Raw genomic sequence first — 25608 nt, 5'->3', positions numbered from 1 at the left:
ATAAGGTATTTAAGTAAATATAAGGGCGATCGTTATCCCTCACATGCCCTTATATTTCTTATATGGTTCCCCCTATTTTAACGTAAAACTACAGTCAGACCGCTCCTGCCACTTCTACCTTTTGAAGGATGTCTTCATAATCCAGCCGGTCCCAGTTTTGGGTGATTAGAGGATCACTCATGACCTGATCCATTACCTTTTCCTGGATTTTGCCGATGGCATAGGCTTCGGAATACTTCATGTCAGAGAAGGTAACCATGCTGTACAATGGCACCCACTCCTTCGGGTATAGTTCGTAAAGCCGGGCTTCAATTTTCTTGCGGATAAGAAATTTTGGATCGGCTACATTATCACTCATTTCGACAAAATTATCCATCGCCAACTGGCAAATGGCATCCGTGTCGGGCTTACGTCCTTTCTGAAACTTTTCAAACACCAAATCCCAGGAGAAGGTCCCGTACTTTTCCAACAACCCATCCAGAATAAAGCAATCTTCAAACCCACAGTTCATCCCCTGTCCGTAAAAAGGCACCATGGCGTGGGCCGCATCGCCGATTAGCAAGGTGTTGTTTTCCGTCCAGGGATAACATTCCGTGTTAATCAATGCGGAAGTAGGATTGCTATTAAAATCCCGTACCAGGTTGGGCATCAACGCCTGGGCATCATTAAAATGCGTTTTAAAAACCTGAAGGATATCCTGATCATCGTGAATGTTTTCGAAGCTGACTTTATAGCCTTCGAAGGGCAAAAACAAGGTGCAGGTAAACGATTTATCCTGATTGGGCAGCGCGATCAGCATGAATTTGCCTCTCGGCCAGATATGCAGGGCGTTGGGATCCATGGCAAATTCCCCTTCCGGTGTAGGCGGGATGCTTAGCTCTTTGTACCCGTGGGAAATGTATTGTTGGCTGAAGTTGAATCGAAGTTGACTTTGAAAGGCATTTCTGAGCGATGAATAGGCACCGTCGGAGCCGATCAGTACTTCCGTCTGTATGCTTTTGGGAGCTCCATCCGCCAAACTAAAGGTCACTTCCCTGGTGCCTACATTTACCCGCTCTACTTTGTGTTCAAAATGGAGCTTGGCACCAAGGGCCTCCGCTTCATCCAGCAAAATTTTGTTAAACGAATTTCTGCTGATCGAATAGATGGCTTGGTTTTCTTTGCCATAGGGCTGGAAGAACGTATTGCCGTGCTCGTCATGAATTCTTCTCCCATGCATGGGCTGTATGTGGGGAAGTACTTTCTCTTTTATGCCGGCTTTTTCCAGGGCTTTCCACCCCCGGTAACTTAGAGCCATATTAATGGAACGTCCCTCTCCGGAAGCATTAACCTGCCGCCAGTCTTTTCTTTTCTCATATATGGACACATCTAACCCTCGTTTTTTAAGGTAGATTGCCAAGAGGGAACCAATTAATCCCGCCCCCAATAGGTCTATTTTTTCATTCATATTTTTAATAGGTTTTGGACTTGTTCTTCATTCAGGTCAACGATGCTTTCAAAATGTTACTGAAGGCAAACACTTCCTGAAAGGTATTATAAAGAGGTGCCGGAGCCAGGCGAACTACATTTGGATTTCTCCAATCCGCCACTACGCCATTCTCCGTCCATTTTTCAACCATTTCTTTACCTCCTTTGGGAATTAGAACTGACAATTGGCAACCCCTATCCACTGGTTTTGAAGGAGTTATTATATGTAACTCCTCCCGGCTACCTATTGTTTCACGGATTACAAACTCCATATAGCCTGTCAATAGTTCGGACTTGGCCCATATATTTTCCAAACCGGCTGCAGAAAAGATATCCAGTGAAGCCTGTAGTGCCCCAAGGCCTAAAATCGGATCATTGCTCAAAAGCCAGCCGTCCGCCCCTTGCATGGGCAGAAATCCCTTTTTCATCTCAAAGCGCCTCTCTTCCAGATAACCCCACCATCCTGCAAACCGGGGAATTTCAGGGTCGTCACCATGCTTCTGATGAACAAAAATTCCAGACACATTGCCAGGGCCGGCATTCAGGTATTTGTAGCTACACCAGGTGGCAAAATCCACCCCCCAGTCGTGCAGGGATAAGGGCACGTTTCCAATGGCATGCGCCAGATCCAGCCCTACCGTTATGCCATATCGTCCCGCTTCCCGGCTTATGGCCTCCATGTCAAAACACTGACCGGTATAATACTGCACCCCAGACATCATGAGCAGTGCCAATTCATCTTTATGCTGCCGTATCTTCTGAAGAATATCCTCCGTTCTTAGCAAATATTCGCCGGGCCGGGCGGAAATTTCCAATAGCGCTTCCTCCGGATCATAGCCATGATACTTTAACTGAGACTCCAAAACATACTGATCGGAAGGAAAGGCACCGGATTCCGTAAGGATTTTATACTTCTTTCCCTCGGGTCTATAGAAGGAAACAAGCAATAAATGCAGGTTAACCGTCAAACTATTCATGGCTACCACTTCCTCCCTGGTAGCTCCCAATAAGGCGGCAAGTTGGCCTTTGGAAGGCTTGCGAGCATCCACCCAGGGCACTTCTCCTTCAAAATGCCCTTCCACTCCTTTGGCTGCCCATTTTTCCAGATCTTTTGCAATATACGCGGAAACCGCCCGGGGTTGCAGACCCAGGGAATTGCCACAAAAATACAAAGCCGTTTTGCCCTTTTTCTTTGGTAGAAAAAACTGCTTTCGGAAGCCTTTCAATGGATCCTTTTCGTCCATTTCTTTGGCAAAATCCAAGGTCAATTCATAGGTTGGTGGTCCCATTGGTTCGGCGATAGGAATTCCTGTGGAAGGGTGAAGAAAAGAAATTTACCAGGTTACTTCTGCATGACGGTACCACATTCATCACAGGTAGTATGGGCCGGATTGGCCCAAAACCGCTCCATGATTGGGGGTAATTGATTGACGATATCGGTAATGGGTTCAAATTCCTCGTAAAGTTTGTGTCCGCAGTTTTCACAAAACCAAAGGAATCCGTCCTTCTCCCCCGGCTTTCGGTACCTCTCGATCACCAGGCCCACCGTATTGGCTGGCCGGCGAGGGCTGTGTGGGGTCCGTGGTGGTAACAAAAAAACCTCTCCTTCCCGGATGGAAATGTCCTTCATTTGGCCATCATCCACTATTTTTAGGGTGATATCCCCTTCCACCTGGTAAAAAAACTCTTCCCCTTCATTGTAATGGTAGTCTTTTCGGGCATTGGGTCCGCCGACGACCATGACAATAAAATCATCGTTATCCAGATATAGCTGCTGATTGCCCACGGGTGGCTTTAGCAGGTGACGGTTTTCTTCTATCCACTTGGCAAAGTTAATCGGTTGGGAAATGGGCATGGTTTTATACGTTTAGTTGAATAAAACAGTAGGTTATCACGAACCAAAACTAAGTACAAATATGACAAAATATACCAAGTCTTGCCAAAAAACAAAAAAAGCCCAGCCCAAAAGAAATTTTTGAGCTGGGCAAATATTACTCATTTCCTGTTCAAATTACTCCTCCTCTACAGTCAATTCAACCGGGTCTAGCTGGGTAATCTCTCCCAATGAAGTCGGTACACTGAACAACGTATCTCCCAAATAGGGAACCACAGGATGAATTTCCACCCTGTATTCACCCTGATCCAGGCCCTTAAGGATAAAGTCTCCTTTATCATCGGTAAAAGTAGCTAAGGTGTCCCCCTCTTTGATACCATAGACGGCTGCTGATGCCTCCAATGGCATTACATTTCCTTTAATACTTGCCTTACCTTCTGCCACAACTCTAAGCACTGGTTTAAGGATATACTGGCCCGAATTTCCTGCCTTTACAATTGATTGAGCGGCATCAAAATCCAATATAAGATCGTACTGAATTCCAGCCAACAGCTCCTGGTTAAGCTGAAGTTTTAAACCGGTTTGCTGAGCACTTGGTGTAGTCAGGTCTATTTTAGTGCCATCTTGAATGAGATAATTATCATCTCCCAAAATTAATCGGATCTGAGAAATATATCCCGCGGGAATTTCTTCGGTGCCTAATTGTAGGGCATTGCCTCCTGTCAGCGTCAAAAGGTCAATCTTCTTTTCCTCCGATTCATTCTCAATGCTGATCCAACCTGATTCATCTGTCTCATCGATACCGTTGGGCTGGACTTCTAAAGCTAAAACCTCTACCCAGACCTCATCATAATCTGCCGGGGCATCAATAAGAGAAACACTCAACCTGGCGTTTCCGTCCATAACGTCATCCTGATCATTACAGCTAACCAACACACTCAATAAAAGGAAAGCTGCCATCCCTGATTTAAAATTAAATTTTTTCATCGTTATAAAAGTTTAAGTTTTTACATTACAAGTATATGGGCTTAAAATGAAGTTAACGTGAAGCCTTGTCTAATTTCTGGAAAAAACCAGGTGTCGTTTATCTGTTACGTTACCGGAAAACAAAAAATAAATTTGGTGCCAGAGGAATTAGACTCCACCCGAACGCCTACTCCTAAAAAAGAAGCAATCCTATAAATTATCTGCAAACCATATCCCGAACTTTCTTTTTTAGCGTCTTTTAAAAACACCAATCCAGAGGCTACCTGATCCATCAGTTCATCTGAAATCGCAGGCCCTTCGTTTAGGACCGATAGCTGGTATTCGTCCGGACCTAATATGCCAACCAACTTTATGGTCGACCCCTTATAAGAATATTTCATTGCGTTTGACAAGGCATTCTGGATCATAATGTGACAAAGGGAACCATTGGAAGACTTAGCGTCGAATTCATCTCGAATTTCCAGGTTTAATTCAAGATTTCTGTCTTCTGCTAAAGGTTCCCATTCTTCGAAGAGTTCTTGTACTAATTCATGAAGGGGGACCGTTTCTGTTTTTAAATATTGCGCATTATTTACTTTGGATAGAAGCAGCAGGGAATTGATTATCTTTTTTAACTTTTGAATGGTCTGTTGCATATCCATCAACCGTTCCATTTCACGTTCGTTTAGCGTCTCATCCCCAAAAAAAGCCTCTATTTTGGTTTGTAAAATCGATACGGGTGTTTTAAGCTCGTGAGAAGCATGAGAAATAAAAACCCGCTCCTGATTGAAGGCCTTTTGTATCCTCCACATCATATGGCTAATTGAATCGTCCAATAGCCTAAAATCCTTGGTAGAGGTTTTAACGGGTTCATGCTTAAACTGCTGAGGTTCATTTATATGAGCAATCTTATCTCTAATTATTTTCCTAAAGGGCTGTATGAGCCATTTACTAAAAATCGTATCTAGAAAAAAAGATAGCACCAGAAAAGCCAACAATAAGAAAATAATAATCCTGAATAGTAAATCAAAAATCCGGTTTATGGTTTCGAGACTCTTCCCTATTTCCATCAGGTACGTTTCATCTTCAAAAGAAAAAACGTAGGCACAAACCCGGTAGGATACCGTAACCTTGTCCAAAATTCGTTCTTCATTGAAAATACTATCCAAGAGAAAGGGATCTTCCAATCTCTCCAATAGGACATATTCTTCTTTCAGAATATTGTAGCTTCCAAAACCACCGGGAGAATCGTTACCTACAAAAAACTCCTCCATTCCATCCTCCCTAATAATGGCAAGAATCTGATCTCTCTTATCCTTTAATTCTGCATCAATATCCATTAGAGCAAAATATTTTAACAAGAAAGGCCCTGTCATTAAAAAGAAAAGTAAAATGATCCCCTTCGCCAGGAGATTGTATAACAACATTTTGGTGGACAGGTACATATCAGATCAGGTTTTGATCTTGTAACCGACCCCTCGAACCGTTTCGAGCCAATCCACCGAAGCAAAATTCCCCAACTTTTTCCGGATGTTTTTGATATGTACATCAATATAATTGGACTGGTAATCATCTTCCAGATGGTCTCCCCAAATATGTTCTGCCAGCTGGAAACGATTAATCACTCTGTTTGAATGCAAGAGCAAAAAATGCAAAAGACTAAATTCCTTTTTGGTCAAAACTATTTTTTCCGCCTGATACCTCACCGTCCAACTATCCAGGTCAAGTATAAAGCCGCCAATATTGATTTCCTCTTTATTCCAGCCGCTTTTTCTCCTGAGTATCGCCTGCATTCTGGCTTTTAATTCCAGAAAGGAAAAAGGTTTCGAGAGGTAATCATCTGCTCCCATTTCCAAACCCTTCACCCGGTCTTTGATGTCCGACCTTGCAGTCAATATGATGATAAGTGCATGCTTTTGATGTTTTTTGCTTTCTGACAATAGGTCCAGGCCATCTCCATCTGGCAACCCCAAATCCAAAAAAACAAAGTCATACTCATTAACCGCAAGCGCTTCTGAAGCGTTTGCATAATCGGAAGCCCAATCACATATGACTTGATCCTTTTCCAGATAAAACAAAAATTCATCGGCCAACAACTTCTCGTCTTCAACTAACAGCACCCTCATATTATTTTGCTTTTTTTATCGGTATGGTATAAATTAAATGACTACCAAAAACGAATCCGGATACAGATTCGTCAAAATCTGGAAGATTTTGCGGGATAATATACCTTGTCTGGAATTCGATCATCCAATTATTCCATTCAACATTTAACGGGAATTCGATTTCCCAGCTTAACAAATTGAAATTCTCAATCGCTTCGTTTTTTTCAGTATCACTTACTTCATATCCTCCTAAATAATAAAACCTGCTGGTTCCAAAGGTGAAGGAAAATGAGGGTTCGAATGAAACTGTAAAAACCTTAAGCAATTTTTGGTCAAACTCGAAATACCTGGAATGCCTTGAAGTGAGAAACAAATCTGGGGTTTCATTAAAAAGCCCCTGTACTCCAATAGTAGAATACAGGTAATTCCAGTCAAGCCCAAACCTGCCCTGTAGAACTCCCATGTTTTGAATCCCGGCGACCTTACTCTCTCCCGGAACTAAAAATTGAGAATAACTTATGTCCAGGTCAGTGATCGGTGACAAATCAGTTTGATAGCCCGAAGTAAGGGCATATTGGATGGGAATGTCCGATTCCAAAAACGTAAAAACGGAAGCATTTACGTACCAACCATTGTTAAAAAAATACATCAGCCCCAAATTTGCCGAAGGAATTTTTCTACCAAAATCCCTACCCATAAATGCAAATCGGTTATTTACCTTACCATTCAGAATGATAAAATCATATACCGTTGGCTGCGTAGATTGAATGGAATCCTTCTCTTGAGCAAACCCCTGGGTCAGGATCAAAAAAAACACTAAGATCAAAACAAAAAATCGATAGAAACTTCCTTCTCTCATCACGCCCTTTTTCCTAATACATAGCTATAAAAAATACCAGTTTTTTACATCCCTCCAGGCTTACCGGGCACTGAAGGAATGGTGGGTTTCCCCTTTGGAGCTGGTGAATTGGGTCTCGGAGTAGTAGGCCTAACCACCGGTGGTGTGGGCCTGGCGGCAGGAACTCTGATGGATGGCCTTCCCATACCGGATGGTCTACCAATTTCAGAAGGCGTTTGGCTCCTTGCTTTACCTGAAATTTCCGACCCCTTGTTCGCCTTTGAATTGTCAGAAGAAGTTTCACCCCTACTACCCACATTTTTATTCACCAAACTTCGCCTCCTTGCAGCACTACTGATACTTATGCCTTTTTGTGATCCGCTTGATTTTGCTTTCTCCACAACAGGGATTTCCTTTGCTTTATTTTCACCTGATTGCCCAAAAGCAGCACTTAGCGAGAATAAAAGTATAAATAAAAATAGTAAGTTTTTCATGTAAATAGAATTAAAATATTTGATTTTTTAAATTTATCAAAAAAAACACCTGAAAACTCACTATTCAGGTACAACTTGTTCTAAATTAAAAGTGAAGTAAATACATTAAAATGAAGTTTAAATGAAGAACCGGTTCATCTTGATTTTTTTTTTAAAAAGTTTGACTATTTTGAAAAATATAAAACTGTTGTCCAATCCAGTTGCTTAACCAACGAGAAATCCGATCCCGATCATGTCCTCCCATCACTTTGTTAAAGAAAAACAGGAACCCGCCCTTTTAATAGTAAGCCAAACAGGTTGGGATTTTCAGCACCTTCAGCCCCTTCTGGAGTGGGTCCCGACCATTTTGGTAACCGAGGAAAGTGCGCTAAAGGTGCTTTCATTGGGCATCAAAGTAGATGTTATTGTGGCTTCTCAGAAATTTCAGCGGGATAATCCACAGCTAGGCGAGGAACAGTTCCCTGTGGATTTCATAACGGTCCCTGCCGACCAATTTCTCTCCGCATCCCTTGAGTACCTGACCCAATCCGGACATAGCGCTGTCAATATCCTCCCTCACGATCCCCAGGATCATTCCCAGCTCGAACCCTATTTGAAAGACCTGGACATTGTCTTTTTCCATAATGGCTTTCGATATTTCCCCGCAAAGCAAGGAAGTATTAAAAAATGGCTGCCCGCCTGCTCCCTTCAGGTTCTGGGAGAGGAGGGGCAATTTGTGGAACATCAATCTTCCGTAACCACCCATCTATTTCCTATCAACTACCTAACGAGTCTGGAGGTAACCGAAGGATTGCAAGAGTTCTCCAGCAACCGCATTTTCTGGTTGGGAACGGACATTCAAACCTCATAAGGCTTTGCCCCAAACGATCCGATCTTTGCCTTGAAGGTCCCGGTATACCTGTACCTCCGCCAGGCCATTAACTTCCATGAGATGGGCGACCTCCGTACCGAATTTTTCATTGATCTCCACATATAGGTATCCCCCCTTCACCAAATGGTTGCCGGCATGACGGATTAGTGCTTTGTAATACTTCAACGGATCCGTGTCGGGTACAAACAGTGCTAAATGAGGTTCGTGCTCCAGCACATTTGGCTTCATGTAAACTTTTTCCTGCTCCATCACATAGGGAGGGTTGCTGACCAGAATATCGACCTTGCCCAGGGGCAAGGAATAGGAAAGCATGTCTGCTTTTACAAAATCAACGGTTGCGGAAAGATCCGAAGCGTTCTTTTGGGCGATTGCCAGTGCTCCGTTACTGATATCCAATGCGGTTACCGAAGCTTCGCTCCAGTCCAATGCCAGGGAAATGGCAATGCATCCGGACCCGGTACCCAAATCCAAAAGTTGCTTTTTGCCGGAATGATTTTTCAGGATCAGGTGAACCAATTCTTCTGTTTCCGGCCGTGGAATTAAAACTTCCGGACTAACCAGAAATTCCCTGCCATAAAAAGGGGCTTTTCCCAGGATGTATTGAATGGGTAACCCGGACTTAAGCTTTTCCAGGGCCTGTTCCATGGAGGAGGGAACACGTTCTACCACCTTTTGAGAACGCAAGTCCCATTTTTTTACGCCCAGATAGGCTTCCATCAGCCAATAAACCAGGTTCTCAGCCTCCTCAGCAGGGTAGCTGTCGCCTAACGCTTCCTTATACTGAATGTAAAGTGCATTGAATGTGCTGGCCATGAGTACGATTAGATTCTATTTCGATTGATCAAAAAGTAAAAGTACACCGATCCGAGTAAATAACAGCAAACATCCCAGAGATCAGCGGTGTACCGGTCTGACCAGCGGGGCAGCAAGTATTCAAAGATCAGGCTTACATACAGCCAGCCCGCCAACACCTGCACCGGCGAGAAAACCAATTGCGCTTTAAGGGGGTGAATCCATCGGTAAAACTGTAGCGTTATACCCAGAATGACGGGCATGGCCAGCAGGTCATCCCAATAACTATGAATAAAAGGCAAGTAAACCTCCTCGATCCGTTCCAGGTACTGGTTAACCCAAAACAACAAGACGGGCAGCAGAAAGTAGGGGTTTTTGTAAACAGGCATTATCCGGGCAAAGCGGCAATTAACCAGGCAAGAAACGTGATGATGGCAATGTAGATGGTATAAAAGAAATTGCCCACCTTTTTCATGTTTTTCACGAACGTGCTATCGGTCTCCTTAATATAGAAAACCCATTGTTCTTCATTGGCTTTTTTTTGCGCCGCTCTTTTTTCCTGGTACTCCAGGTCGGTGCCTCCCAATGGTTTTCCGCAATGGGTACAGCGATCCGATAAATTCTGGTTCCAATCAGACCATTTCCCGCAATGAGGGCATTTTTTCTCTCCCATAGCTCCAAAAATACCAAATTTCGAGCAAAAACAAACTATGAGATCCAGCCCTCCATCCCGTCAAATACCATTTTCCCCGGTATTAATTGCCTATATTTGCATAAAAGTAGCTAAAAACTTATGAAGCTTTTTCCAAATACGGTAAATGGTGTAGTCAGGGCACTGGAAGAAATTTTTGACCAGCATCACTTTGCCGACAAAGTGATTGAGCGCGTATTAAAATCAAATCCCAAATGGGGAGCCCGGGATCGGGCCTTTATTGCGGAAAGCGTCTACGAGATCGTCCGCTGGAAACGACTGGTGGAATACCTGAGTCCGGGAGCTGATTACTACCAGCGGTTCGGAACCTATTGGGTAATGCAGGGCAACGTTTTGCCGGATTGGCGGGAGTTCAAGGGAATCAACCCACAAGCGATCCATCGCAAAAGGGATAAAATAACCCAACGAACTTTGCTTCAGTCCATACCGGACTGGATGGACCAGATGGGACAGGAGCAACTTGGAGAAAAGTGGGAACAGGAAATCACCAGTCTGAACCAGGTCGCTGAAGTTGTGCTACGGGCAAACACCTTGAAAACTAGTCGATCCAGGCTGAGGGAACAGTTGGAGGAGCTGGGAATCAGCAGCTACCCGGCAAATGGCTACCCGGATGCATTGATCCTGAAAGAAAGGAAAAATGTTTTCCGCACGCCTTTGTTTAAGGAAGGGCACTTTGAAGTTCAGGATGCCTCTTCCCAGCTGGTCGCCATGGCCCTGGAAGCCCAGCCCGGTATGCGGGTCGTCGATGCCTGCGCCGGAGCCGGGGGAAAATCCCTGCACCTGGCTGCCCTTATGGAAAACAAGGGAAGGATCGTATCCATGGACCTGGAGGCCTGGAAACTCAAAAACACCAAGCTCAGGGCTAGGCGAGCCGGTGTATCCATCATCGAAACCAAACCCATTGAAGGTAGCAAAACGATAAAAAGGTTACGTGAGAGTGCCGATCGCCTGCTTTTGGATGTGCCTTGTTCGGGACTAGGAGTCTTGAAGCGGAATCCGGATACCAAATGGAAATTAAGTCCCGAATCCATTGCTGCCGTACAGGCCATCCAAAAAGACATTCTATCCCAATACCCTTCCATGTTAAAGCCGGGGGGAATCCTGGTCTACGCCACCTGCAGCATTTTGCCCTCGGAAAACAATCTTCAGGTGCAGGCCTTTTTACAAAGTCCGGAAGGAAAATCATTTGAATTGCTGGAAGAAACGCAAGTGCTCTCGCAGGAGTCCGGATTTGATGGATTCTATATTGCCAAAATGAAAAAGAAGGCATGATTCGATTCGCATTGATAGGGGGACTTCTACTGGTTGGGGTAATCAGCTGCCAACCCGATGAAGCAAGACCCATTGACTTGCGGCGGGTGCTAGTCATCGGGAACAGCATTACCTATCACCCTCGCGACCCGGCTATAGGTTGGAACGCTGATTGGGGAATGGCGGCTAATGCCCCTGACAAAGACTATTTCTCCAGGCTTGAGGACAGTCTTAAAAACCACTTTCCAGGACTTCAGATGATTCGTAAAAATGTATTCCCTTTTGAGCGGCAGTTTGCCAGCTTGGATTTTTCTCAGTATAGCCATCTCCGGGAGTTTAATGCTGATCTGTTAATAATAAGGCTTGGAGAAAACATCCCGCTCGAGGATTTAAGGGACAGAAACCTTTCAGAGGGATTGCAAAAATTCACCACATACCTGACTTCCGGTAACGCCCGGGTCATCATCACCAGCACCTTTTGGCCCAATCCCCTGGTCAATGCGCAGCTATCTCATTCGGCCGAAAATCAGGGTTGGGAATTTGTGGAGCTATCGGATTTGGGGCAGCATACAGAATATATGGCACTAGATGAATTTGAGAATGAGAGCGTCGCTCGTCATCCCAATAACCTGGGTATGGATGCCATCGCCACAAGAATTATCCGGCAGATCCTTAAAAATAGCGTAAGCACCATCCCCAAACAAAATTCCATGAAATAGTAAGATCTGAGAGAAAAATAACATTTTTTTCCCTTATCTATTGATCTGCATGTCAAAAACATTGTATCTTTGACGGGCAAATAGGGTTACTAACCATTTGCCATGAATCCGAACACAAATAAATTCCTCTTCGAAGCACTCACCTATGATGACGTGCTTCTGGTACCTGGATATTCCGAGGTGCTCCCACGAAACACCAATACTTCCACACAACTTACACGGAATATTCGACTGCAAATTCCGCTGACATCGTCCGCAATGGATACGGTCACCGAGGCAGAGATGGCCATTGCCATCGCATTAGAAGGTGGACTGGGCTTTGTTCACAAAAACATGTCCATCGAAAAGCAAGCTGCTCAGGTACGGAAAGTAAAACGGTCCCAAAGCGGTATGATCCTGGATCCCATCACCCTGAACATTGATGCGCTTGTCAGGGATGCCGAGGCGATCATGAGTGAATACAATATTGGGGGCATACCAGTCGTCGACGAAAACCGATACCTTAAGGGAATCATTACCAACCGGGACCTGCGCTTTATCAAAGACATGAATCGTCCCGTTCGGGAAATCATGACCAAGGGCAATCTTTTTACCGCTAAAGCAGGGATTACACTGGAACAGGCGGAAGAAATACTTCAGGAATATAAGATTGAAAAACTGCCCATTGTAGATGAGGAGTACAAATTGACCGGGCTGATAACCTACAAAGATATTCTCAAAAGGAAAGACAAACCCAATGCCTGTAAGGACGAATTTGGCAGGTTGCGCGTAGGAGCGGCAGTGGGCGTGACCTCGGATATCGTCGAACGAGTCGAGGCACTGAAAATTGCCGGTGTCGACGTGATTTCCATCGATACGGCTCACGGACATTCCAAGGGAGTGATGGATTCCTGCAAAAAAATCAAAGCGGCCTTTCCTGATTTAGAGGTAATCGTAGGAAACATTGCGACCGCGGAAGCGGCCACTGCACTGGCGGATGCGGGCGCAGATGCGGTAAAAGTCGGGGTAGGCCCAGGCAGTATCTGCACCACACGCGTGATTGCGGGCGTAGGCATGCCGCAGTTGTCTGCGGTTATGGAATGCGCAGGGGTTTTGAAAGACCGGGGAATCCCGGTAATTGCGGACGGAGGCATCCGGTACTCGGGAGACGTGGTAAAAGCCCTGGCTGCCGGAGCAAGTTCGGTAATGATCGGGTCGATCCTAGCAGGCACGGAAGAAGCTCCTGGCGAGATCATCATCTTTGAAGGCAGAAAATTCAAGTCTTACCGGGGTATGGGCTCACTGGAAGCCATGGAATCCGGATCCAAAGACCGGTATTTCCAGGATGCAGAAGACAATATCAAAAAGCTGGTACCGGAGGGAATCATCGGACGGGTTGCTTTCAAAGGCCTGGTTTCTGAAGTCCTTTACCAGCTCGTTGGCGGTTTGCAGGCGGGCATGGGCTATTGCGGAACAGCCACCATTCAAGATCTGAAAGAAAAGGCCAAATTTGTGAAGATTACTGCTGCCGGTGCCAGGGAGTCACATCCTCATGATGTCAGCATCACCCGGGAAGCACCAAACTACAGTGCTAAAATGTAGGTTTAAAGCAAATTCATCAGCTATATAACATAAAAAAACCCGGATAAACCGGGTTTTTTTATGTTACTGCTATTGCCTTTCAACGGGCTATTAGTCCAATCCCAGAAATTCTACATCAAAAACCAACACAGAATTAGCCGGCACCCGGAGCACGTTTTCATTATCCTGGTATCCGTAAGGGGACGGAATGATGATGGTACCCTTGGCTCCACTCCTCAGACGTTTGAATCCCAGGCTAAAACCCTGAATAGCCCCCCCCTGATTTGCTGGCACGTCCACGAAAAACGAGAAGATGTCGTAATTCCGCTCCTCCTCATAGATATCATTTTCAATGGCCACATCTTCGAGGTTGGAATCAAATACAGAACCGTCCAGTAAGTACCCGGTATAATTGGCGTACACCACATTCCCTGCAGTGGGGCGGGAACCCTCTCCTTCTTCCGTTACGATCACCACCACTCCCGAGGGATCATGGATTCGGTACAGACTATCGTAGGGGGCTGTTTCCAGGTACTCCGCGATAATTTCCCGGTCAATCGCCAGGTTTGCCTCCCGATCGTACACCGGACCGCCAAACTGACCTAATTGATCGTCACAAGAAATGCCAAACAGAACAATAAAAAATAGGCAAGTTAACTTCGAAACGTTTATCATTGATTGTATATCTGAAATTATGGTTGATAGGGTCGTACTTCAACCAGATCAAGTTCAAAAACCAATACCGAATTGGCAGGAATAGGCCCACTAGACTGATTTCCATAAGCATAGGAGGAAGGGATCAGGGCAATGGCTTTTTCTCCTTCTTTCATCTGAGAAAGAGACCAATGCCATCCATTAATAACGTTGGACATTCCCAACACTACTTCATACGGTTCGTACGTCCGGTTCGGGTTGAAAACATCGTTCTCCTGTGCTACTTGTTCAAGGGAGGTATCGAAGACCGTACCGTCCAGCAACATGCCGGTATAATTGACGGCCAGAGTATCCCTAACCTCAGGCAATTCCTCTGATTCAACCTGCTCAGTAAGGAATAAAAGCTCAATGCCGGTTTGTCCGATGGTTTCCCGTCGGGTATACTCTGTCTCTACCGTTTGAATGTATTGTTCAATTTTCTGAAGGTCCTGCTCAAAAACGGCATCCAGGTTTTCCTCATCGGAAATACAAGATGAAATCGTACCCAAGACTGGTATCAATGCCAAAATAAAGGTGCTTTTTCTCATATTCGTACTACTATGGTTTAGTCTGTGTATTCCCTGGTTCCGGCCATTATCGGACTATTACTTTTCTACGTCTGTCACTTCTACATCAAATACCAAAATGGAATTGGGTACGATGACGGCACCACGCTGACTGGGGCCATAGGCTAGTGGAGAGGGAATCAGAAATTTGGCCTTTGCGCCTTCTTTCAAAAGCTGCAATCCTTCATCCCAACCTGGAATAACCATTCCTTCTCCTACATTGAAGCTAAATGGCTCGTAGGGCCTGTTTTCATCATAGGTATTGGCCTCTCTGGCTTTGCTTTCCACGCTGGTATCAAAAACGGTCCCGTCCAGCACATAGCCTGTATAGTCCACAGAAATCTTATCTCCTTGTTCCACCTGAGGTCCGGTACCCTCTTCCTCTATGACGTAAAAAAGACCTGATTCTGTCCTGTTGGCATCCAAATTATTTTCTTCAATATAGGCTTCCAGTGCAGATACATCTTCTTCTAACTGAACTCCAGCCTGTTCGGCTTGCTTCTTTTGCTGTTCGGCTACCAGATCGTTGAAATAATCTTCAAAAACCTCCTCTTCCAGCACGTTGATAACCCCAATATTAATAGTGACCATCTCCTCATTATCCAAAAAGGGGGGAACGCCTCCACCGGCAGCAAATATTTGTTCTGCAGTAGCCGTAATGATAATACTATCTCCATTATTCAGGTTGAGGAATATTTCATCGATTCCTGATTTGGCTTCCGCGGAGTCCAAATGTTGCAAATAGGGAGGAACCGGCTGGTCATAACTGGAGATAAACAGAGAGTCGCTTCCTGTTTTTGCAGTAAAGTGATAAACCACAAATTCGCCGTCCTGAGTCTTATCGTCACCTTGTTCTACGTAGGTATATTCGATTCCATCCGAGGTGGTTTCTGTCGTCTCACAAGAATACAACAGGGTGCTGCCCGCAAGCACCATGGCACCTAAAACTAAATTATTGATTTTTTTCATCGACTAATGCTAATTGATTAAATAAGATTTGTTTATTTTCTTTCACTAATTTTTCGAATCGCTTCTGGGTATCTTCCAGCGACAGGCTGGAAATTCCCCCCGAGGCATTCTTATGCCCTCCTCCATCAAAATAGGTGGCTGCAAACTTATTGATGGCCACTTCTTCCGTAGAACGAAAGGAGATTTTGACGCCGTCTTTCCTTTCGGTAAACAAAGCTGCAATTTTAATTCCATCCAGGGAGAGTGCGTAATTAACCAAGCCCTCCGTATCCCCGGTCTGCGATTGGTATTTTCGCAAGTCTTTTTTACTGATCCCAAAGTAGGCTGTGTTTAGCTCCGGCAAAATGGTCAACCGCCTGGTCAATGCAAAACCCAGAAATTTAAGCCGGTTGACGGAATAGGTGTCGTAAATCAGCCGGGAAATTTTGGAATTATCGGCCCCCAAACCAATAAGTTCTGCCGTAACCAAGTGAACATTCTTGGTGGTATTGGGGTGCCGGAATCCACCGGTGTCGGTCATGATTCCCGAGTACAGGCATTCTGCCATATCCTGATCGATCAACTCCTTGTCGCCTACTTTGACGATTAAATCGTACAACAACTCGCAGGTGGCAGCGGCTTTGGTGCTGGAAAAGCTAAAGTCAGCAAAATCCTCCGGGTCCTGGTGATGATCAATATTGACCTTATAGGCATCGGAAGCCTTTACTGCCTCTTCCATTCCCTGCAAACGACCGAGATTGGAAAAATCCAGACAAAAAAGGATATCCGCTTTCCCGATCAGATTCCTGGCTTCATCCACCTGTTGCTTGTCCTCAAAATTAATGACCTCGTCGTTTCCTTTCATCCAATGAAGGAAAGAAGGATAATCGGAGGGGGAGACCACAGTGACCTGATGCTTTTTCTTTTTCAGGTACAAGGCCAGGGCCAATGAAGAGCCAAGGGCATCTGCGTCAGGTTTATGATGGGTGGTGATAATGATTCTTTTGGACGAAGCGGATGAAATCTGTTCTTTAAATAGATCTAATTTCTGCATGTGTAATTTTTAACTACCGTATTTTTAAAAACACGGACGACAAAGTTCTGTATAATTTTCTGAAATTCCCAATGGGAATTCCACGGGCTCAGGTAGTTTATCGGGAAATGGATCCTTTCCTTCGGTCTTTCAGAGAAAAGACGTAATTTCGCCAGCGAATCAAATAATTTTACTCGTTTATGGCTACCAACAGAACCTTTACCATGATCAAACCGGATGCTTTTGGCGCAGGAAATTCCGGTGCAATTTTAGAGATGATTGAAGCCGCCGGTTTTCAAATTATCGCGCTAAAAGCCACCCGACTCACCGAAGCACTTGCCGCTGAATTCTACCTGGTACACAAGGAGCGCCCCTTTTATGCGGATTTATGCCGGTACATGTCCTCAGGCCCCATCATTGCGGCCATTTTGGAAAAAAACAATGCGGTGGCAGATTTCAGATCCCTTATCGGTGCCACCAACCCCGAAAACGCTGCTGAGGGAACCATCCGGAAACGCTTTGCTACCTCCATAGAAGCGAATGCCATTCACGGCTCTGATTCGGATGAAAATGCCCTTATTGAAGGCAATTTCTTTTTTAATGCCTTCGAACATCAGGCCTAAATCTTTCTCCCTTCCTACTGGAAACCCCAGCTAAGGAAGGGAGAAATTTTATGATTTTTTAACATTATTCCCAAATGGGGTGCTTTATTGTTCAGATTCGCCTGGATCTTTTTATCTTGCCTGGTATCTATTTCCTCCCCGCAATGACTTCAAAACCCATCCTGGTATTCCTGCTTGCTTTTTTTTCGATGTATGCCACCTACGGACAGGCTTCTTTGCCCCGATTGAAGGTAGCAGAAAATAAACGGTTTCTGGTCACCGAGAATGGTGATCCCTTTTTCTGGATGGCGGATACGGCCTGGGAACTCTTCCACCGCTGTGATCGGGAAGAGGCCGCCCATTACTTGAAAAAGCGGGCTGAACAGGGATTCAACGTGTTACAGGCTGTAGCCCTTGCGGAAATTGACGGCCTCAATAGTCCCAACCCGTATGGGGAAACTCCCTTGATCGATAACGATCCCTCCCAGCCCAATCCGGCTTATTTTTCACATGTGGATGCCATCGTACAAATGGCTGCGGAGCAGGGCATCTATGTCGCTCTGTTGCCTACCTGGGGGGATAAGGTATTTACTAATTCCTGGGGAAAAGGGCCGGAAGTCTTTACCGAGGAAAATGCCAAGGCTTTTGGTTATTGGATCGGCAACCGGTACAAAGATCAATCCCACATCATCTGGGTCATAGGAGGCGACCGTAATCCACGAGCCAAAAGCGCTGATGTGGCCATCTGGCGAGCGCTTGCCGCTGGAATTAGTGAAGGAATAGGAGGCCTGGACAAGGCCTTGATGACCTTTCACCCCCAACCCACAGGACCAGGAGGCTCCAGTAACTGGTTTCATAATGACGAATGGCTGGATTTCAACATGCACCAAACGGGCCATTGTGCCAACCAAGCTACCTACAAGAAAATCGCTCACGATTATGCATTGCTGCCGGTAAAACCTACCCTGGATGGCGAACCCCTTTATGAAGACCATCCCAATTGCTTCAACGCCAAAGAACTCGGTTACAGTGTTGCAGAGGATATCCGCCGGATCATGTACTGGAATGTATTTGCAGGTGCCTTCGGGCAATCCTACGGCTGTCACGATGTCTGGCAGATGTATACCACCGGAAGAGAGGGAATAAATGGCCCATTGAGACCCTGGAAAGAAGCCTTGGACCTGCCCATGGCCAATCAGGTAAAACACTTGAAAAACCTGATGCTCAGCAGGCCGTTCCTGACCCGCATCCCGGCACAGGAGATGATTACCAGTACTCAGGAAGACAACGAACATTTTGTCATCGCTACCCGTGACAATGAGGGAAGCTATGCCATGATTTATTTTCCAACTGGAAAAACAGTTACCTTGAATTCAGGAAAGTTATCCGGAAACCTCTTGCAAATCACTTGGTATGACCCAAGAACAGGTAATTCCTATTTGGGTGCAGCGATAGAGAAGTCAGGTAAAATGGAGATTTCACCTCCTACCTCTGGAGGAAAAGGACACGATTGGGTACTTATTTTGGATGCCGAATAGGTTTCTGAATACACCAATCAGTCAGTGAAAAATTCACCAACAAACGAAATTTCTGTTTAGTCACAATTACCCTTTGACCAGCTTTTCAGCCCTGCCTGCCCTGCAGAGCAGGCATTCCCATAGGTCTTTCCATCACAACCACATACAGGGTTGTACTCCATGGTGCAAATTCCTTCAGGATTGATTTTATCAGGATCGATGCAGCTTGTTTCCACAACTCCGCTAGGTTGTACTTCCTCACATTGAAACCCCATTGCTAAAATCAATCCAAGTGCGAAGACCGCCTTTTTCATCATTTATTTTTTTTATACGCCACTAACTTAATGCTGAGACGGAATAAATCATCAAAACGCCACAAAGAGAAGCCATTTTATTCATTGGTCTTCTTTTTGAAAAACACCTGCCGGATCCAGCGGGGCAAAAATATTGCCCCTAAAAGCAGGTAGGGATAATACGAAAACACCCGCCAGAGAATGCTGGTAACAAAGGTGTAGCCGGTCAGAAATTCATTGAAGAACTGGGCAAAGAAAAATTCTGCCGTGCCACTGCTCCCGGGGGTCGGACTGATCATCATCACGATCCACATAATAATTTGCCGGGCGAAAATGACCACATGCTCAAACATGCTGAGACTTTCGTAGGCCGATATTAATGCATTGAGCATAAAATAACGCGAGGACCAGATGAAAATCGTGGTTACGATGATGAGCAGCCAATACTTCAGGTTTTTCCCTCTAAATTCTTTGCTGGCTTCAATGATTTGGTCTCCGTAATTGTTCGCTTCGTATTTCCACTTTTTCAACCAGCGAATGGAGAATAATTTCAATAATATCCATTTAAACACCCGTGGCCGGTAAAACAATGCCAGTGCCATCAACAGGGAATACAGGGTATAAAGCGAATAACTCACCCAGAAAAGGTACTCCAGACTATTTCCCAGGCGCATTTCAAGCACCCTGCTATCTGGAAAGATATACCCCTGCGCCAGAAAAAGGATTATCGGCGCGCCCAGCACAAAGAACAGGTTGTCCATAATGGCGGTCAGCATGGTAAAGGCCAGGGCCTTGCCCAGCGGAATGCCTTCTTTGTGAAGAATAAATACCGCCACTGCAGTACCGCCTACGATCGAAGGAGTTACGGCCGAGGCAAATTCCCAAAGGATGATCACATAAATGGCCCGACTCCAGCTAAGGTGCTTATTGGTAATTTCGCGTATCCGGAATACGTAGCCCGCATCTCGAAGAAAAATAAACACCAGTGCCAGCATTATTGACCAAAAGGAAGCGTCAAATACACCCCTCAGGGTTTGGGCATTGACAGTCGGATCCATGTAAAACATAAGAAACACAATCCCTATCCCAATCAATACAGGAACCCAAACCTTATTTGGATTTAAGGTTTTAAAAATTTCCCTATTGTCTAATTTCATAAGTCTTCTACAGGTATGGCTTCCAGTTTTTCAACCCAAAAATTATTAAATCCCTCGCCGATTTTTATCGTCACCAAGGCAAGCTGAAGCAATTCAAGAATGGCTAAAAAGGTGTAAATCACAAAAATCTTATCCGGCTTGTAATTAATAAAGTCAGAAAATGGAATTCGCGGCTTTTCATTTAGTTTATCCAGCACCAGGGTTTTCTGTTGCTCAATGGTATAGGGATATTGGATCACGGTATGCTTGGTTTCATCGCTTCTGTGCGCATATTTTGTGAGCACTTTTTGATATACCTTTAATAGTCGGTACAGGTCAAGGTCCTGTAATTCGGCATCTACCTGGTCTGTTTTTGTTAGCTGCTTCAATTCGGAAACGACATTGCCTCTGTCAAAACGGCTCATGCGTTGTTCTTCCATCGTCGCCAGTTCGCCGATCACGGATTTGTACTTTTTGTACTCCAATAAATGCCTGATTAGCTCCTCCCGAGGATCGATTTCCTCCCCGTCTTCATTGAACTCCGGCCTGGGCAGCAGCATTTTGGATTTTATTTTCATCAATGTGGCTGCGAAAAGGATGAATTCGCTGGCGACTTCGATCTCCATTTTCTCCAGTTGGTGGATGTAATCCAAAAAATCACGGGTGATTTTGGAAATGGGAATATCGTAAACGTCCAGCTCATCCCTTTCGATAAAAAAGAGCATCAGGTCAAACGGTCCCTCAAATAAAGGTAATTTGATTTCAAAACTCACTGGATACGATTATTTTTTGTTATTTTTGCACTTCTTATTGAGTTCAAAGGTATCATATATCTTTCTAATTCAATAGGCATCTGAATAATTTCCCTCATGGCATGGTGGCCTGAATAATTATTGGTAATATTAAACAATCTACTGCCACCGGGGTTATAAATTTTTATAAAGAAAAGCGGCATATGCAAATAGAACCTGGAAAATTACTCAGGGAAATCCATAATCCGGAAGACCTAAAAAACCTCAGTAAAGACCAATTGGTTCAAATCTGTGATGAGTTGAGGCAATTTATCATCGATCATGTTTCCGTGTATGGAGGACATTTCGGTGCAGGTTTGGGGGTAGTGGAAATGACCGTCGCCTTGCATTACGTATTAAATACTCCCGATGATCAGCTGGTATGGGATGTAGGACATCAGGCCTACGGCCACAAAATTCTTACCGGCAGAAGGGATGAATTTCATACCAACAGGCTTTATAAAGGCCTTTCCGGTTTTCCAAAACGTAAAGAAAGTCCCTATGATGCGTTTGGCGTAGGTCACTCCAGCACCTCCATCTCGGCAGCCTTGGGAATGGCCATGGCCTCCAAATACAAAGGGGAGGACAAAAGACAACATGTTGCCGTTATTGGTGACGGTGCCATGACCGGAGGAATGGCCTTCGAAGCCATGAATCATGCCGGTGTATCGGATACCAACCTGCTCATCATTCTGAATGACAATTGCATGTCCATAGACCCCAACGTCGGGGCATTAAAAGATTACCTGACCGATATTACTACCTCCCATACCTATAATAAGGTCCGGGATGAAGTGTGGAGTCTGCTGGGTAAAATCAGCAAATTCGGTTTCAGTGCACAGGACGTGGTCTCCAAAGTGGAAGGAGCCATTAAATCCACACTGCTCCAACAAAGCAATTTATTTGAGTCCCTGAACCTTCGGTATTTCGGACCGGTAGACGGTCATGATGTTAATCATCTGGTAGAAATTCTGAATGATCTGAAAGACATACCCGGACCAAAAATTCTGCATTGCATTACCGTGAAAGGGAAGGGTTTTGCTCCGGCAGAAAAAGACCAAACCAAGTGGCATGCACCCGGAAAATTTGATAAAATCACCGGGGAAATTTCCAAAAAAATCCCCACCAGTCCGCAAGCGCCCAAGTACCAGGATGTTTTTGGGCATACCCTGGTAGAACTAGCCGGACAAAATGAAAAAATTGTAGGCGTAACCCCAGCCATGCCTTCCGGATCGTCCATGAACATTATGATGAAGGCCTTTCCGGAACGATCTTTTGACGTAGGCATCGCCGAACAACACGCCGTTACCTTTTCAGCCGGCTTGGCAACCCAGGGGCTTACGCCTTTTTGCAATATTTACAGCACGTTTATGCAACGGGCCTATGATCAGGTCATCCATGACGTATGCCTTCAGAATTTGCCGGTAGTCTTTTGCCTGGACCGGGCCGGTTTTGCCGGAGCCGATGGCCCTACGCACCATGGTGCCTATGATTTGGCTTTTTTCAGGTGTTTGCCCAATCTGGTAGTCAGTGCGCCCATGAACGAAGAGGAGCTCCGAAACCTCATGTTTTCAGCCACCGAGCACAACGGCCCCTATTCCATCCGGTATCCAAGGGGCCAGGGCGTGATGCCCGACTGGAAACAGCCGCTTCAAAAAATACCTACCGGGCAAGGAAGAATTGTAAAGGAAGGAAAAGACCTGGCCTTATTGAGCATTGGCCACGTAGGCAATTACGCCGTTGAGGCGGCAGCAAAACTTCAAACCAAAGGCATCGACATGGCGCATTACGATATGCGATTTGTAAAGCCTTTGGACGAGGCCCTGCTTCATGAGGTTTTCAGTAAATTCGACAAGGTGATTACCATCGAAGACGGCTGTTTGATGGGGGGATTTGGCAGCGCCGTCCTGGAATGGATGGTGGACCACGGCTACCAGGCCAGCGTAAAAAGACTGGGAATACCTGATGATGTCATTGAGCACGGAGAGCAAATTGAATTGCATCGCGAATGTGGGTTTGACCCCGATGGCATTATTGCCGCCGCAAAAGAAATGCTCGGAACGACCGTTTCGGAAAATTTGAAGTACTAAAGGCTGGATGATGATGTGATTTTTGCAACTCATTGGACGACGGAATGAGATCGGGACGAAGAGAACGTGAACGAACAAAAATGGGGAGTCACAAAGCGCACAAAGGCTGCACTAAGAACACGAAGTAGTATTAAAAAATCCTCTGTACCTTTGTGGTTCTTTGAGTCCTCTGTGACAAAAAATCATAGGTTCTAAGAACATTGAAATTGCATGCCTGCCTAACGCTAATGCCATCCTATCACAAACCTTCACATGATCAAAGTAGCAATGCTGAAGACCTGCGCCTACACCTCCCCAAACACCTCCTCCAAATCCAATTCAAAACCAGGAATAGCCTGCGACCTCACCCGATCTCCGAAAGTGAATAGTCTGGACGGCCGGTATTTTCCTCCTTCCAAGGTATAAATCAGCAAGGTACGCTCGTCGGGATGCACCACCCAATATTCCTTTACACCCGAGGCTTCGTACACCTCATATTTCAATTGCAGCTCTTTCTTATTATTTCCCGGCGACAGGATTTCCACGATCAGGTCCGGAGCACCTACGCAGCCCAGCTCATCCAGCTTCTCCGGATCGCATACCACACAGAGGTCCGGTTGCACCACAGTATCGATGTCGGTATGCTTTCTGGAAGAAACCGGAAGGCGCACATCAAAGGGGGCGGTATACACTTTACAGCTTCCTCCTTTTAAAAATCCGTGAATTCTCGTAACCAAGGCTACCGTAAGCTCCTCGTGGATTCTACGAGGAGCAGCTACCTGCCGGAATACTTTTCCCCTGATCAGCTCCACCATCTCCTCCAGTTGCCAGGAAAGGTAATCCGCATAGGAATAGCGTCCATAGGCGGAAAACGGTTCTTTGACTTTATCTTGTGGCTTTTCCATATATTTTGCAAACCAAAAATGATTACTAAAGGTAATAAGATTTGGGCAAATCCACCAAAATTGTAAACTCTTGATTACCACCTATTCGAACGTACACAATTCCCCCTTTCCAAAGGGGGACAAAGGGGGATTTTCCGATCATTTAAATTTATTGAACCAGGCTGTCAGCTAATAAATCAATACTAAAACATCTTCAATAGGAAATAGCCAGTACTGGGTGAAGTATGCTACTTCACCCAACTATTTTCGGAATCATAAACAGAAAATACCCGCCAACAAGCCATTTGTAATGGCTAATCGGGTGCATTTTAAGAAACGGACTTTTTAGGGTTTGTCTTTGGTTTCCGGCATTACCAATGGATCATTTCCGTAACCAATCAGACACCTGGGATGTAGTTGCCAACTCACCCTGAGAGGGTGCTGGAAATTCAGGAAGATTGGACATCCCTTCGATGAATCTTCAGTATTTATTTAACCACATAGTTGCATCGTTCACATAGAGTGCTTCCCTTAGAATTAGCAAATGCTGCTTTGGCCGCAATAAACTATGTGCGCTATGTGGGCTATGTGGTTTATTTATCTTCGTACTGAACACGCCATTGCCATTAATGAACAACAGCTTTGGTCCCAGGCCATCTCATTCCTGTAGCGTTTTGCAGTCCTTTTTCGTCTTAAAAGAAAAAGGCCAACGGATTAGGAAATAAAAAAAAACCTGTATTTTTAGTAGTTTTTTAATCCTTTCTTTTTACCTGGGTGGGGTTATCAATCAAAATTCGATTAAGATGAAGAAAGTAGTAAGTTTTAAAAATAGATGGATGGTTTTGGTAGGCATGGTTTTTCTTTTACCGGTTCTCGGCGGATGCCGGGAAGAGGAATTACCGGAGGGCGAGATCCGCTTAAGCCAAATTCCTGACAACCCTGACTATACGTCTCTTCCCTTGATAGGCACCACATGGAAACTTATCGGGTTTGTGGATGAAGGGCGGAATAGGGTGAAACTACCAGAACCTGATGGGGAAAGCACCTATTTGCTAAAATTTAATGGCAATGGTGAAATAAGTGGACGGACATCTACTAACTCGGCCTATGGTCGGTATCTTCTGGGCAGTGATGGCCTCTTGGAAATTCTAACATTTACCAATACTACCGAGCTTAATGAGCTATTTGACGGTGGCTATTATATAGCTTCCTTGAACGATGTTTTTTCGTTCGCTCTATCACCAAAAGGGTTGACACTCTACTTTGATTCCGAAAAATCCATGCTTTTCCAACCACAATAAGTGGTAGTTTTAATTGTCTAACCAATCGTTTTAACCCCAATAATCATGAAAAAATATTTAGTTTGTTGCTCTTAGGTCTTTCTTTGGAAAAAAATTCAACTGATCACAAGTGAACCCGTCGTTCGCAAGGCTCCCCCACTTGGAGTAGAAGCCAAAACATATTTCT

At 45.0% G+C, this 25608-nt stretch carries 27 protein-coding genes; 9 read left to right on the top strand and 18 right to left on the bottom strand.

What is annotated here, in order from left to right:
- Positions 1 to 94: 94 nt before the first annotated feature.
- The 7 genes from GJQ68_RS08660 to GJQ68_RS08630 all read right to left on the bottom strand — a co-directional run bounded on the left by GJQ68_RS08660 (position 95) and on the right by GJQ68_RS08630 (position 7231).
- Positions 95 to 1447, bottom strand: coding sequence for an FAD-dependent oxidoreductase (locus tag GJQ68_RS08660; RefSeq protein ID WP_162343470.1), 1353 nt, complete (start codon positions 1445 to 1447; stop codon positions 95 to 97).
- Positions 1448 to 1478: 31 nt separating this feature from the next.
- Positions 1479 to 2756 (bottom strand): kynureninase, encoded by a 1278-nt coding sequence (gene kynU, locus GJQ68_RS08655; RefSeq protein ID WP_162343471.1) that lies wholly within the window; start codon positions 2754 to 2756, stop codon positions 1479 to 1481.
- Positions 2757 to 2809: 53 nt separating this feature from the next.
- On the bottom strand, positions 2810 to 3322 hold the full coding sequence (locus GJQ68_RS08650; protein ID WP_162343472.1) for a 3-hydroxyanthranilate 3,4-dioxygenase: 513 nt from the start codon (positions 3320 to 3322) through the stop codon (positions 2810 to 2812).
- Between the two features lie 156 nt (positions 3323 to 3478).
- The gene (locus GJQ68_RS08645) at positions 3479 to 4288 is read right to left on the bottom strand and encodes a DUF4382 domain-containing protein (protein WP_162416892.1); all 810 of its coding nucleotides are present in this window, start codon (positions 4286 to 4288) and stop codon (positions 3479 to 3481) included.
- 104 nt (positions 4289 to 4392) lie between these two features.
- Complete coding sequence (locus tag GJQ68_RS08640) at positions 4393 to 5607, bottom strand: sensor histidine kinase (protein ID WP_235941210.1); 1215 nt, start codon at positions 5605 to 5607, stop codon at positions 4393 to 4395.
- 111 nt (positions 5608 to 5718) lie between these two features.
- Positions 5719 to 6393, bottom strand: coding sequence for a response regulator transcription factor (locus GJQ68_RS08635; protein ID WP_162416890.1), 675 nt, complete (start codon positions 6391 to 6393; stop codon positions 5719 to 5721).
- 1 nt (position 6394) lies between these two features.
- Positions 6395 to 7231, bottom strand: coding sequence for a hypothetical protein (locus GJQ68_RS08630; protein WP_235941208.1), 837 nt, complete (start codon positions 7229 to 7231; stop codon positions 6395 to 6397).
- A 144-nt stretch (positions 7232 to 7375) separates the two neighbouring features.
- Here GJQ68_RS08630 and GJQ68_RS08625 point away from each other — a divergent pair, with 144 nt between their 5' ends.
- Together GJQ68_RS08625 and GJQ68_RS08620 are read left to right on the top strand one after the other, a co-directional pair.
- The gene (locus GJQ68_RS08625) at positions 7376 to 7708 is read left to right on the top strand and encodes a hypothetical protein (protein ID WP_162416889.1); all 333 of its coding nucleotides are present in this window, start codon (positions 7376 to 7378) and stop codon (positions 7706 to 7708) included.
- A gap of 228 nt (positions 7709 to 7936) precedes the next feature.
- Positions 7937 to 8554, top strand: coding sequence for a thiamine pyrophosphokinase (locus GJQ68_RS08620; protein WP_162416888.1), 618 nt, complete (start codon positions 7937 to 7939; stop codon positions 8552 to 8554).
- On the opposite strand, the gene prmC is transcribed toward GJQ68_RS08620, so the two are convergent.
- The 3 genes from prmC to GJQ68_RS08605 are packed head-to-tail and all read right to left on the bottom strand — an operon-like array spanning position 8549 to position 10040.
- Positions 8549 to 9388 (bottom strand): peptide chain release factor N(5)-glutamine methyltransferase, encoded by an 840-nt coding sequence (gene prmC / locus GJQ68_RS08615; RefSeq protein ID WP_162416887.1) that lies wholly within the window; start codon positions 9386 to 9388, stop codon positions 8549 to 8551. The genes GJQ68_RS08620 and prmC overlap by 6 nt on opposite strands.
- 8 nt (positions 9389 to 9396) lie before the next feature.
- Entirely contained in the window at positions 9397 to 9756 is a 360-nt protein-coding gene (locus GJQ68_RS08610) for a magnesium citrate secondary transporter (RefSeq protein ID WP_162416886.1), read from the bottom strand.
- Positions 9756 to 10040, bottom strand: coding sequence for a hypothetical protein (locus tag GJQ68_RS08605; RefSeq protein ID WP_162343480.1), 285 nt, complete (start codon positions 10038 to 10040; stop codon positions 9756 to 9758). The genes GJQ68_RS08610 and GJQ68_RS08605 overlap by 1 nt, the downstream gene beginning before the upstream one ends.
- Before the next feature lie 120 nt (positions 10041 to 10160).
- Here GJQ68_RS08605 and GJQ68_RS08600 point away from each other — a divergent pair, with 120 nt between their 5' ends.
- The 3 genes from GJQ68_RS08600 (at position 10161) to guaB (ending at position 13630) form a co-directional block, all read left to right on the top strand.
- Positions 10161 to 11351, top strand: coding sequence for an RsmB/NOP family class I SAM-dependent RNA methyltransferase (locus tag GJQ68_RS08600; protein WP_162416885.1), 1191 nt, complete (start codon positions 10161 to 10163; stop codon positions 11349 to 11351).
- Entirely contained in the window at positions 11348 to 12049 is a 702-nt protein-coding gene (locus GJQ68_RS08595; RefSeq protein WP_162416884.1) for an SGNH/GDSL hydrolase family protein, read from the top strand. Before GJQ68_RS08600 ends, GJQ68_RS08595 begins: the two co-directional genes overlap by 4 nt.
- Positions 12050 to 12151: 102 nt before the next feature.
- On the top strand, positions 12152 to 13630 hold the full coding sequence (gene guaB, locus GJQ68_RS08590; protein ID WP_162416883.1) for an IMP dehydrogenase: 1479 nt from the start codon (positions 12152 to 12154) through the stop codon (positions 13628 to 13630).
- Between the two features lie 90 nt (positions 13631 to 13720).
- On the opposite strand, the gene GJQ68_RS08585 is transcribed toward guaB, so the two are convergent.
- From GJQ68_RS08585 to GJQ68_RS08570, 4 genes are read right to left on the bottom strand one after another with little or no spacing between them, the layout of a single operon-like run.
- Positions 13721 to 14284: an FKBP-type peptidyl-prolyl cis-trans isomerase gene (locus GJQ68_RS08585; RefSeq protein ID WP_162416882.1), complete on the bottom strand. Its 564-nt coding sequence runs from the start codon at positions 14282 to 14284 to the stop codon at positions 13721 to 13723.
- A 17-nt stretch (positions 14285 to 14301) separates the two neighbouring features.
- Positions 14302 to 14850: an FKBP-type peptidyl-prolyl cis-trans isomerase gene (locus GJQ68_RS08580; protein WP_235941200.1), complete on the bottom strand. Its 549-nt coding sequence runs from the start codon at positions 14848 to 14850 to the stop codon at positions 14302 to 14304.
- Positions 14851 to 14907: 57 nt separating this feature from the next.
- Positions 14908 to 15837 (bottom strand): FKBP-type peptidyl-prolyl cis-trans isomerase, encoded by a 930-nt coding sequence (locus GJQ68_RS08575; RefSeq protein WP_162416881.1) that lies wholly within the window; start codon positions 15835 to 15837, stop codon positions 14908 to 14910.
- Entirely contained in the window at positions 15821 to 16870 is a 1050-nt protein-coding gene (locus GJQ68_RS08570) for a DHH family phosphoesterase (RefSeq protein WP_162416880.1), read from the bottom strand. The genes GJQ68_RS08575 and GJQ68_RS08570 overlap by 17 nt, the downstream gene beginning before the upstream one ends.
- 179 nt (positions 16871 to 17049) lie before the next feature.
- On the opposite strand from GJQ68_RS08570, the gene GJQ68_RS08565 reads away from it, so the two are divergent.
- Positions 17050 to 17472, top strand: coding sequence for a nucleoside-diphosphate kinase (locus GJQ68_RS08565; RefSeq protein WP_162416879.1), 423 nt, complete (start codon positions 17050 to 17052; stop codon positions 17470 to 17472).
- A gap of 143 nt (positions 17473 to 17615) precedes the next feature.
- The gene (locus tag GJQ68_RS08560) at positions 17616 to 18989 is read left to right on the top strand and encodes a glycoside hydrolase family 140 protein (RefSeq protein ID WP_162416878.1); all 1374 of its coding nucleotides are present in this window, start codon (positions 17616 to 17618) and stop codon (positions 18987 to 18989) included.
- 56 nt (positions 18990 to 19045) lie between these two features.
- Here GJQ68_RS08560 and GJQ68_RS08555 read toward each other — a convergent pair whose 3' ends face one another.
- The 3 genes from GJQ68_RS08555 to GJQ68_RS08545 all read right to left on the bottom strand — a co-directional run bounded on the left by GJQ68_RS08555 (position 19046) and on the right by GJQ68_RS08545 (position 21170).
- Entirely contained in the window at positions 19046 to 19285 is a 240-nt protein-coding gene (locus GJQ68_RS08555; protein ID WP_317174419.1) for a Kazal-type serine protease inhibitor domain-containing protein, read from the bottom strand.
- 74 nt (positions 19286 to 19359) lie between these two features.
- On the bottom strand, positions 19360 to 20418 hold the full coding sequence (locus GJQ68_RS08550; RefSeq protein WP_162343488.1) for a lysylphosphatidylglycerol synthase transmembrane domain-containing protein: 1059 nt from the start codon (positions 20416 to 20418) through the stop codon (positions 19360 to 19362).
- Positions 20415 to 21170 carry a segregation and condensation protein A gene (locus tag GJQ68_RS08545; RefSeq protein WP_162416877.1) on the bottom strand — a complete coding sequence of 252 codons (756 nt, stop codon included), beginning with the start codon at positions 21168 to 21170 and terminating at the stop codon, positions 20415 to 20417. The genes GJQ68_RS08550 and GJQ68_RS08545 overlap by 4 nt, the downstream gene beginning before the upstream one ends.
- Positions 21171 to 21352: 182 nt before the next feature.
- Here GJQ68_RS08545 and dxs point away from each other — a divergent pair, with 182 nt between their 5' ends.
- Complete coding sequence (gene dxs / locus GJQ68_RS08540; RefSeq protein ID WP_162416876.1) at positions 21353 to 23278, top strand: 1-deoxy-D-xylulose-5-phosphate synthase; 1926 nt, start codon at positions 21353 to 21355, stop codon at positions 23276 to 23278.
- A 284-nt stretch (positions 23279 to 23562) separates the two neighbouring features.
- On the opposite strand, the gene GJQ68_RS08535 is transcribed toward dxs, so the two are convergent.
- Complete coding sequence (locus GJQ68_RS08535) at positions 23563 to 24162, bottom strand: Uma2 family endonuclease (RefSeq protein ID WP_162416875.1); 600 nt, start codon at positions 24160 to 24162, stop codon at positions 23563 to 23565.
- A 782-nt stretch (positions 24163 to 24944) separates the two neighbouring features.
- Here GJQ68_RS08535 and GJQ68_RS08530 point away from each other — a divergent pair.
- Positions 24945 to 25442, top strand: a complete 498-nt coding sequence (locus GJQ68_RS08530) for an META domain-containing protein (protein ID WP_162416567.1) — start codon at positions 24945 to 24947, stop codon at positions 25440 to 25442.
- Positions 25443 to 25608: the final 166 nt, after the last annotated feature.

Origin of the sequence: Cyclobacterium roseum (genome assembly GCF_010119225.1) — a bacterium.
GTDB classification, from domain to species: domain Bacteria; phylum Bacteroidota; class Bacteroidia; order Cytophagales; family Cyclobacteriaceae; genus Cyclobacterium; species Cyclobacterium roseum.
The sequence above is the reverse complement of the archived record's forward strand: the minus strand, read 5'-3'. Positions and strand labels throughout refer to the sequence as shown.